Origin of the sequence: Rhizobium sp. Leaf321 (assembly GCF_001423215.1) — a bacterium.
GTDB lineage: Bacteria > Pseudomonadota > Alphaproteobacteria > Rhizobiales > Rhizobiaceae > Neorhizobium > Neorhizobium soli.
In genome coordinates, this window is the sequence record NZ_LMOF01000004.1 from 50,738 (window position 1) to 59,336 (window position 8,599).

Below are 8,599 nucleotides of genomic sequence, written 5' to 3' on the forward strand. Positions count from 1 at the left end.
CCATTTTTCCTGACTGGTGCAATGCCGGATTGATCAGCCGCGCTAGTGGATCCAGAAAGTTCTGGATTAGATGCGTTCTGCGCAACACTTCCACAAAAGTATGACATGGTTTGGCCATCACGCCATCTCGGGAAGAATTTACCTTCTCCCTGGCGCGCGCCGCCGGGCACGCAGCCAAGGGACGACCGCCGCGACAGCGGTTGCAATAGCGGCGAGTGCGCAGAGCACGGCCTTCGAGATCGGCTCCATCGTGCCTTCGATCAGCATTGCATGGACTGCACCACCGAACACCACGACGCTGGCAAGGCTCGTGTGTGCGAGACGCCACGTCCGCGGCGACAACCGGCGGCGGACGGCAGCAAGAAGCGCGGCGGCAAATAGCGCCCACATGGCAGCGACGCCCCAAACGGAGAAAGGGGTAGGGGAGAGCAACAGAAGCGCGTCTTCGATATCCGGCGGGCTGGTAATCCAAAGGCCGGTAACATGAACGATGACTGAAACAACAAGTGCGGTTCCGACCACCCGGTGGGCGCGACGACTGCGCAACACATGCAGGCCAGGTAGCCAACCAGCGGCAAGAAGTGGCTGCACAAGCAGCAGACAGAGGGCGATGACGCCCGCAAAGCCAGCGGAGATGTAGATCGGATCGCGCCAAGCCAGGTATTCGCTCGATGCGGCAAACCCCAAATGAACGCCAAGCGTCAGAAGCAACCCGGTCCAGATAAAGAATGCACGAGTCCTGCGCGCTGTTGAGCCCAAGTCAGGCCCGCTGCAGGACAAAATGCGCTTCTAGACTGGTATCCCTTGCGCTTGAGAGCAAGGGACGGAGGAAGACGGTCTCGAATTCCATGCTATCGTAGGCAAGATGCGCGTGGGCTTGACCGAGCGCCGGAATGATTTGCGGCATTTCAAGGCGGAAAACACCATTGGCGTCGGTCAGCGTTGCGCCGTGGCTGCGCGGATCGCTTTCACTACCTTCTTTGGTATGAGCCCACATCTGGATCCGCTGCCCTGCCAGCGGTGCGCCGTCGCCAGCGCGGCGCACTGTGCCCGAAATGACAAAGCCTCCGCCGCCGATACGCTCAACGATCTGAGCGCCCGGAATATAATTATTGGCGCCTCCACGCATCGTTGGCGTTGCCGCAAGCCCAGAGGCTCGAGCAGGCAAGTCGAGACCAGCAACGCCGGCTGTTGCAAGTGCGCCGCCTCCGAGAAGCAAAGCCCGGCGCTCGAAACCGATTTCAGACATATCGATAACCCTCGAACTCGCATTCAGTTGGCTCGAAGGTTAGCACCTTCGCTGCCCGCAACGAATTGGGACCTTGAACACTAAGAGCCACGGTTACGTGATGGAGATCGATTGGGTCAAAACGTCGCCATCTGCGTCATATCGGTGGCGCCTTCAAAGTTGAACTCTGAGGCCTAGATCCGTGTCCAGTTGACAGCAAGAAGGGCGGCCGAGAGGCGAAGCGACGACCCTACCGAACCCTATGAGTTTCCTATTTCTCTGTCATCCAGTCCCAATCGAAAACATATGAGCATATCGCTACGTTTGTCGTGCCGCGGATGCGCGCGCCTACACAAGGACATGACACATGTACGGACGCCTGGGATACTTCTACCACCTTCATCTCGCTGAAGCTCGGGGACAACGACAAAGGCTCGCCATAACCACAACTGCGGCGAACAAGGACAACATCGAAGTGACCAGCAGAAAGCGGCTTAATGCGTCGCTAGTAGTTTTCTGCCTGACGGTCGCGACGCTTGGCATGCTCTTGGCGGCAAGTGTGGTCGTTCGCATAGCTGCGATCTAACCATCAGATCGCAACCTGTTCGCCAAGCTCAACGACCCGGTTCGGGGGTAGCTTGAAGTAAGCGGACGGGTCGATTCCAAAGTCGGCGAGCGCGATGTAGAGGCATTCCTGCCAACGCGGCAGGCCCGTGTTCGGGGTTGAAACCAGGTTTCGGCGACCAAGGTAGAATGAGGTTTGCATGATCTCGAACTCGAAGCCTGCCTTCTCGCTGTACAGCGCGGGGTGGGGTCAGGAAATCTCGCAATGCTGAGTTGCGAGGTATGTGGTGTCGAAGCCTTTCGCCAGTATCATGTACGCGATGCTCTTCGCCAGATCATGACCGGATTATAACGCCACAGTTGCCCCTGACTTATGATGCAAGCGAATGGCTCAAGGGCGTCGCGGGCAATTCGTGTGGGCAGGCGGTCTCAACCCGATTTCGTCCAAGGGCTTTTGCTCGGTACAGAGCGCCATCGGCGCTCGCGAGCATAGCGGCGAGGTCGTGGCAGTCCGGTGCCGCAAGACCAATACTGACGGTTGCCTGGGTCTTCAGGCCCTCTGCTCGCGCGGCTGTGATGGCGAACCGGCGTGCGATCACCGAGCCACGACTGAGAGCTTGATGATGGTCGCACCGTGGCAGGAGTGCGGCGAATTCCTCACCACCCAGCCGGACAAGAAGCGCGTCGGGTCCCGCTTCTTCGCGGGCGGTCTCTGCGAACAGCTTGAGAATCTGATCTCCGACTGGATGGCCGTGACGGTCGTTGATCGCCTTGAAGTGGTCGAGGTCGAAGGCAAGCAGGGAGACGGGGTGGCCTTGCCGCTCCCTGATGATCCGAGCTGCCTGCTCAAAAAAGGCGTGGCGGTTCGCAAGCCCGGTCAACTGATCGGTTTGCGACAGGCGGAGCAGGTGCTGCTTCTCCTCCTCTCGAACGATCATCAGAAAGGACATCGGCATCGCTACAGAGTACAAGACGGCCTCGTACATCGTCGCCTTCCCGATGGTGGAGAGAATATCTGGCCCGTACTGCTGGAGGAGGATAGGGGCAATGAACGCGCGGCCGAGGTAGAACACGGCATGGACGGCCGAGATCGCTACTGCGATCGGACGCGAGCGCAGTCCCTGAACCGTGCGGCTGCGCAGAAGTATCCACGCTGTCAGGCCGCAGGTCAGCGCAATGGGGAGAGACGAGACATGGTTCCAGAAGGCGGCCGGGAAGTGCGTGCCAGCGATCGCCCAGGCGAGGGCCAGGAGGCTTAGCGCTCCAGCAGACGACCAGACATATCGGTGACGGTCGAGGCCCGCGATGGCGTTTAGGACCAAAAGGTAGCCCAACATCATCAGGATGTTCGTCGCCCCCATGCCGAGCGCGACCGAGATGTGGCTGCGGTTCATTGCAAGTGCGCAGCCGAGAACGAACGCGAAGAGAGCCGCGGCCATAACACCGAGCACGCGTGCGCGACCTGGATAAGCCTGCCTTTCCCAAAGGAGAAGCGAAGCTGACACCATCAGCGTTCCGATTGTTAAGTACCAGAGAGTTTGTAAATCGATCTGCATTGCTTTGCCTGCCTCGAGTCAAAGCCTACAGGGAGGTGTTTGAATGATTCTTTACGTAGCCTCCTATGCCGCCGACATGGTTGGCGTAACGTTAAGCGTGGAGTTCAATGCCGGCATTCATGGATAGGGTTTATTTCCGATGTCATAAGACTTGCCAGCGGATCGAATGTAACGGTCGCATCTTCAGCCGCCGCGAGACCCGCACCTAGTGCCAGGTGATATCGTTTTCAGTACAGAAGACATCATCGGTTTGCATCCAACCGAGAGCGCCAGTGAAGCTGCCCGGCATATAACCAGAATGTCGCCTCGTCATTCTCAACCGCCTGCACCAAGGGAGCCGAGCGAAGCATGATCTCGCTGGGCAGCGCGTTCGCTGCCGCTCGGCGCCCGTGTGGCAAGACCCAACTCTGTTGCACACCGCAGTAAAGTCTGTGTCGTGTTTCTATGAACAGTGGCAGCCTAGTCAGTCTGGCGAGAACGAGCCAACGACGAGTGGTAGCGCTCATCATACTTCCACGAACAATTGCCAATTGACCAACCTCACAATAGCTTACGTTATGCGCGGTAGAATTCCCTCTGATGTTCTTCTCCGGCCTGAAGACCTGGCTCTGCTCGAACGAGTATTTGCGCAGGCAGTGCCGATACACGAGACGCATCCCGACGAGCTCGCGATGCTGCTTTTCCGCTTGTTCCAAGAAGGAAGGCGAGACGAGAAGAAACTGCTGGCAGCTGCCGAAGCGTGGTTCCTGTAAGCCAACCTTGCGCCCTTTGACCCGATCGAGAGCGAGGAGGTCGCAGATGCGGCTCTTACCTTCGCAAGCGGAAAGATCGAACAGTACAATCCGGTCGTCATTGCGGAGGGCGTAGGCTCATCGACCCGCGAACTTGTATTCCCTCGGCAGGCTGACACAGCGTTTCTCCACCAATAAGCCGATGAATTGTCTTAGGAATCTTAGTGATTTGATCTCTAATCACGGGTCGTAGGTTCTGGTCCCATCAAGGCGAAGACGACCGATACGGGATGGGAAGTAGGGCGACTGTGGTGAAGGCTGGGCGCGAATGAAGTGCAGAGCGCCTCGTTGCAGGATCGAGATGGTTCGAAGTCTCGTAGTCGCTCAAATTTAATCTTCTTAATTTAGTGAGTTGTTCGAAGCTCACGTCTTCCTGCACGCATGATGCGCGTTGCCTCGCCGCAAGGCATGTTCCCCGTCCAATCTAAGCTAGGTGTCGCACCGGCAGCATCCGAAGGAATTTTGGTTTGTCTAGGAAATCAAACCTGATGACGCGTATTCTCATAGCAGCGTCTCTCGTCGTGGCTACCGCCTTCGTCGGTTTCTCGACCTATATCGACAGCCTGCAACGCGGCGTGGCAACCAAGGCTGTTGCCGAAAAGATCAGCGCCTCTGGAAAGCAGGCATCCCAAAGCATTGCAAACTGGCTGAACGGTCGCATCATGCTGACCGATGTATCTGCCAAGGGAATGGAAAAAGCCAAGGATCCTGCGGCCAAACTCGCGTTTCTGCAGAACGACGTTTTAACAAGTCAGTTCATGTCCACCTACTTCGGCGACGCTGCCAACGGGGCGTTCATCACCTGGCCGCAGCAGGAACTGCCCGCCGGTTACGATCCAAGAAAGCGACCCTGGTATCTCGATGCCGTCCAGGCTGATAAGGCGGTACTGACGGAGCCGTACTCGGATGCTTCGACAGGCGGGCTTATCATTACGGCTGCCGTCCCCGTTAAGGTCGACGGGAAACTGAGCGGTGTGACAGGTAGCGATTTTTCGCTCGACTCGCTTGTGTCCATGATCCAGTCGGTCGATGTCGGCACTGGAGGGTACGCATTCCTCGTAAACACAAGCGGTAAGATTCTTATTCATCCGGATAAATCCCTTGTCAACAAGACCCTGATCGATCTGTTTCCATCTGGCGCACCTGCGATTGCAGCCGACATCGCGGAGACCGAAATCTCCGGGAGTCGCAAACTGACGAGCTTCGTCCCCGTCAGTGGTCTGCCGTCCGTGGACTGGTATCTCGGTTTTGTCGTAGATGCAGATGCCGCCTATGCATCTGTTTTCCAGTTCAGGATCGCGGCCATCATCGCAACAGTGCTTGCCGTCGCAGGAATGATCGGTCTTGTCGCCATTCTTCTGAGTAAGCTCGTGATTAAGCCGGTGACACAGATGACGTCTGTGATGGAAGAGCTGGCTGCAGGTCAACTGCAGGTGGCCATCCCCGGGCAGAACCGTACAGACCAGATTGGCTCAATGGCATCCGCGCTCTCAGTTTTCCGTAGCAATGCGATAGAGCGCCAACGTCTCGAGGGTGACGCCAAACAGACACGTGCGTCTTCTGAACGTGAACGAGTCGACCGGGAACAAAAGTCTGCAAACGATGCCGCTGACATTCAGTTGGCAGTCGATGCGCTTGCAAAGGGATTGGCGCATCTCTCCGACGGCGACCTGAACTATCGCATCGCAACGGCATTTGTGTCTCACCTTGATCGTTTGCGCGAGGATTTCAACAATTCGATCGGCAAACTCAACGAGACACTGACGACAGTCGGACAAAATGCGAGAGCTATCGATGCAGGTGCGAGCGAGATCCGTCAGTCGGCTGACGATCTCGCGCGGCGGACGGAGCAGCAGGCAGCGTCCGTCGAAGAAACGGCCGCGGCGCTCGAACAGGTAACAACCACGGTCAAGGACTCTGCTCGACGCGCCGAGGAAGTTGGTCGACTGGTAAACCGTACACGCGGCAACGCCGAGCAGTCCGGTATCGTGGTTGGCGATGCTGTCAACGCCATGCACGGCATCGAGCAGTCTTCGGCAGAAATCTCGAAGATCATCGGCGTCATCGACCAGATCGCCTTCCAGACGAACCTCCTGGCGTTGAATGCCGGCGTTGAAGCGGCTCGAGCAGGCGAAGCGGGCAAGGGCTTTGCTGTTGTTGCGCAGGAGGTGCGGGAACTCGCGCAGCGCTCGGCCAACGCTGCAAAGGAAATTAAAGCGTTGATCAATACATCTGCGTCGCAGGTTGAGACGGGAGTGGCACTCGTCGGCAAAGCAGGTCTAGCACTGGCGACGATTGTTGCTGAGGTAAAGGAGATCAACGGACATATCGACGCGATCGTTGTCGCTTCACGCGAGCAATCGACCGGGCTCCAGGAGATCAACACCGCGATCAACACGATCGATCAGGGTACGCAGCAAAACGCGGCAATGGTCGAGGAACAGACAGCGGCTAGCCACGGCCTTGCGGCGGAAGCCGACGAGCTTAAGAGGCTCTTGGCGCAGTTCACGTTAACTGAGCAACCGCGGGAACAACAGGCTCGCTATGGCCGAGCTGCTTGAGGTAGCCGTAAGAGGTGTGCCACCTAGTCAAGGTAAGGACGGGCGAAGGGATCCGCAGGCCCGTCCTTAAACCAGCTTCAGATACTTTTAAGACCGTTCGAATGCAATCATCGAGACTAAGTCATGTCGCCCCGGATACGAAGTCATGGACTTGGGGCAGTAAATTTTCCAAGAGGCCTATCGCCGCAGCCTACTTCAGACTCGTAATCGTGCTGTAGATGATATTGCGGTTGGTCCCGAACCAGACGCGGGCATCCACTGTCTCCGCATCAACACTCGCACCCACGATACGCCACATGTCTGACTCCGAACGCTGCAGGAGCTCCCAGTCCATATAAGATTCCATATAGCCGTCGTCAGACATCTCATCGGAGAAATTAGCGAACAAGAATACTCCGCCCGGCTTCAGCATCGCGACGCAAATCTGCGTAAGTTTGATCGCGACCTTATCGCTAAGGTAATCGTAGAGACCCGCGGCATAAATCAAATCAAATGTTCCGAGTTGATGCTTTCCCGTGAGGAGCCCACGCACCGATCCATCGATTGGATCGACAGACGTCCCTTCGAATTGTCTCATGATTGAGCCGATGCTTTGGGGATCCTGATCGAGGGCAACCCAGCGCTTGATTTCGCCTTTTGAAAGGGCCGTCGATGCCTCCGCTTCCCGGAGGTGTCCGGCTGCAATCGCCAGGATTTCAGTATCCGAGGCGGTCCTCGCCGCGGTCTCATCGACGTAGCGGGTTAGAATGTCTCGCCTTTCCCTGACCGCAACCGGCCCTGGTGCGTTTATTGTGTACTCAAAGATCTGAAGTCCGACAGGAGTCGACTTGGCGACTTCTTCAGCTACCGCTTCATGTCGATAGATGAAGTCTATCAGTCCGGCATCTCCCGAATACCCACGCGGCTTCTCGAACGACCATCGGGTAAAGGGGCACTGCTGCAATACCTGCGCGGAAGGATGCGCTTGTATGATTGGGACGAGCATCTGCCATACTTCGGGCCCTGCTTTTTGCCTGATATCATGCAGTTGACCGATCAACCATCTGGTCATCTCGGGCAGATCCTTCCCGGCATCCAACCGCTGCATCGCCAGGTTTATGACTATGGCAAATTGAGCTTTTGCTTCAGCTAGAAGTTCTGCCTGGTTGGTCGGTTTTTGAGAAATAAGACTGTCGCTGACGGATCGGGGCATGATCAAGCTTTTGCCGTCAGGCGAGAAAAGGGGCTGAGCCAAGAAAAATAACCTCATGATTAATGGAATATTAATGCACGGTTAAATTCTTCACCGATTTGTAATTCGTCAAGGATTATTAGTCCGTCCCACATCGGGACAGCTACGTGTCACCAACTTTTAGAAATCGTTAAATAAGCTTCGGGTTTAGTGCGCGGTCTCGAAGACACGAGTCGGTTATGGTTTGTCACGGAAGTAGGATGTCGCTATCGACATAAAGCGGCGGTCCACGACGCGTAAGCTGCAACCGAATTGGGTCTCAGGTCATGCTGCACATGTTTGCCGAGGCAGGTGTTGTCGCTGCAGGTAGATCGCCGTCACCGGAAGACTTGCGTGATTTGTACGTGCGTGAGAGCGAGCAGGGCAGGAGACGCGTCACTCGCAAGGGCCTATGGATAGCCGTCGTCGCTTTCCTTGCGTACTCTCTTACCGACTACCTCTTTATCGGCGATGTCGCTTACTACACCGTCGCGGGCCGTCTCGTCGTTGGGTTCTGTGCGCTAGCTCTCTTAGAGGTCTTGATCTACGTCGGAGCAAGATCCGGCCTGATCGATACTGTCGCGGCTACAGCCGTATCCGTAGCCTATCTTGTTTGGATTCTCACAGCACAGATGTCCAGTGCTGTGGAGGCGCTCTCCTACTACATGGTTTTCGGCGCCATCTTCATG

At 56.6% G+C, this 8,599-nt stretch carries 5 protein-coding genes and 2 pseudogenes; 2 read left to right on the forward strand and 5 right to left on the reverse strand.

The features are described 5' to 3' along the window. Positions 1–138: 138 nt before the first annotated feature. From ASF70_RS02875 to ASF70_RS02890, 4 genes and pseudogenes are all read right to left on the reverse strand, one after another. Entirely contained in the window at positions 139–711 is a 573-nt protein-coding gene (locus tag ASF70_RS02875; protein WP_244473927.1) for a ferric reductase-like transmembrane domain-containing protein, read from the reverse strand. Between the two features lie 49 nt (positions 712–760). Continuing rightward, positions 761–1,249 carry a hypothetical protein gene (locus tag ASF70_RS02880; protein WP_062463493.1) on the reverse strand — a complete coding sequence of 163 codons (489 nt, stop codon included), beginning with the start codon at positions 1,247–1,249 and terminating at the stop codon, positions 761–763. Between the two features lie 568 nt (positions 1,250–1,817). Then, positions 1,818–2,018 (reverse strand): annotated as a pseudogene (gene trkD / locus ASF70_RS23405) (potassium transporter Kup); the annotation flags it as partial. Between the two features lie 145 nt (positions 2,019–2,163). Then, on the reverse strand, positions 2,164–3,348 hold the full coding sequence (locus ASF70_RS02890) for a GGDEF domain-containing protein (protein WP_062577272.1): 1,185 nt from the start codon (positions 3,346–3,348) through the stop codon (positions 2,164–2,166). A 1,258-nt stretch (positions 3,349–4,606) separates the two neighbouring features. Here ASF70_RS02890 and ASF70_RS02900 point away from each other — a divergent pair. Next, entirely contained in the window at positions 4,607–6,700 is a 2,094-nt protein-coding gene (locus ASF70_RS02900) for a methyl-accepting chemotaxis protein (RefSeq protein ID WP_062577274.1), read from the forward strand. A 190-nt stretch (positions 6,701–6,890) separates the two neighbouring features. Here the strand turns inward: ASF70_RS02900 and ASF70_RS02905 are convergent, their stop codons facing one another. After that, entirely contained in the window at positions 6,891–7,934 is a 1,044-nt protein-coding gene (locus ASF70_RS02905; protein ID WP_082471737.1) for a class I SAM-dependent methyltransferase, read from the reverse strand. 272 nt (positions 7,935–8,206) lie between these two features. Here ASF70_RS02905 and ASF70_RS24495 point away from each other — a divergent pair. Then, a pseudogene (locus tag ASF70_RS24495) lies at positions 8,207–8,599 on the forward strand (GGDEF-domain containing protein); the annotation flags it as partial.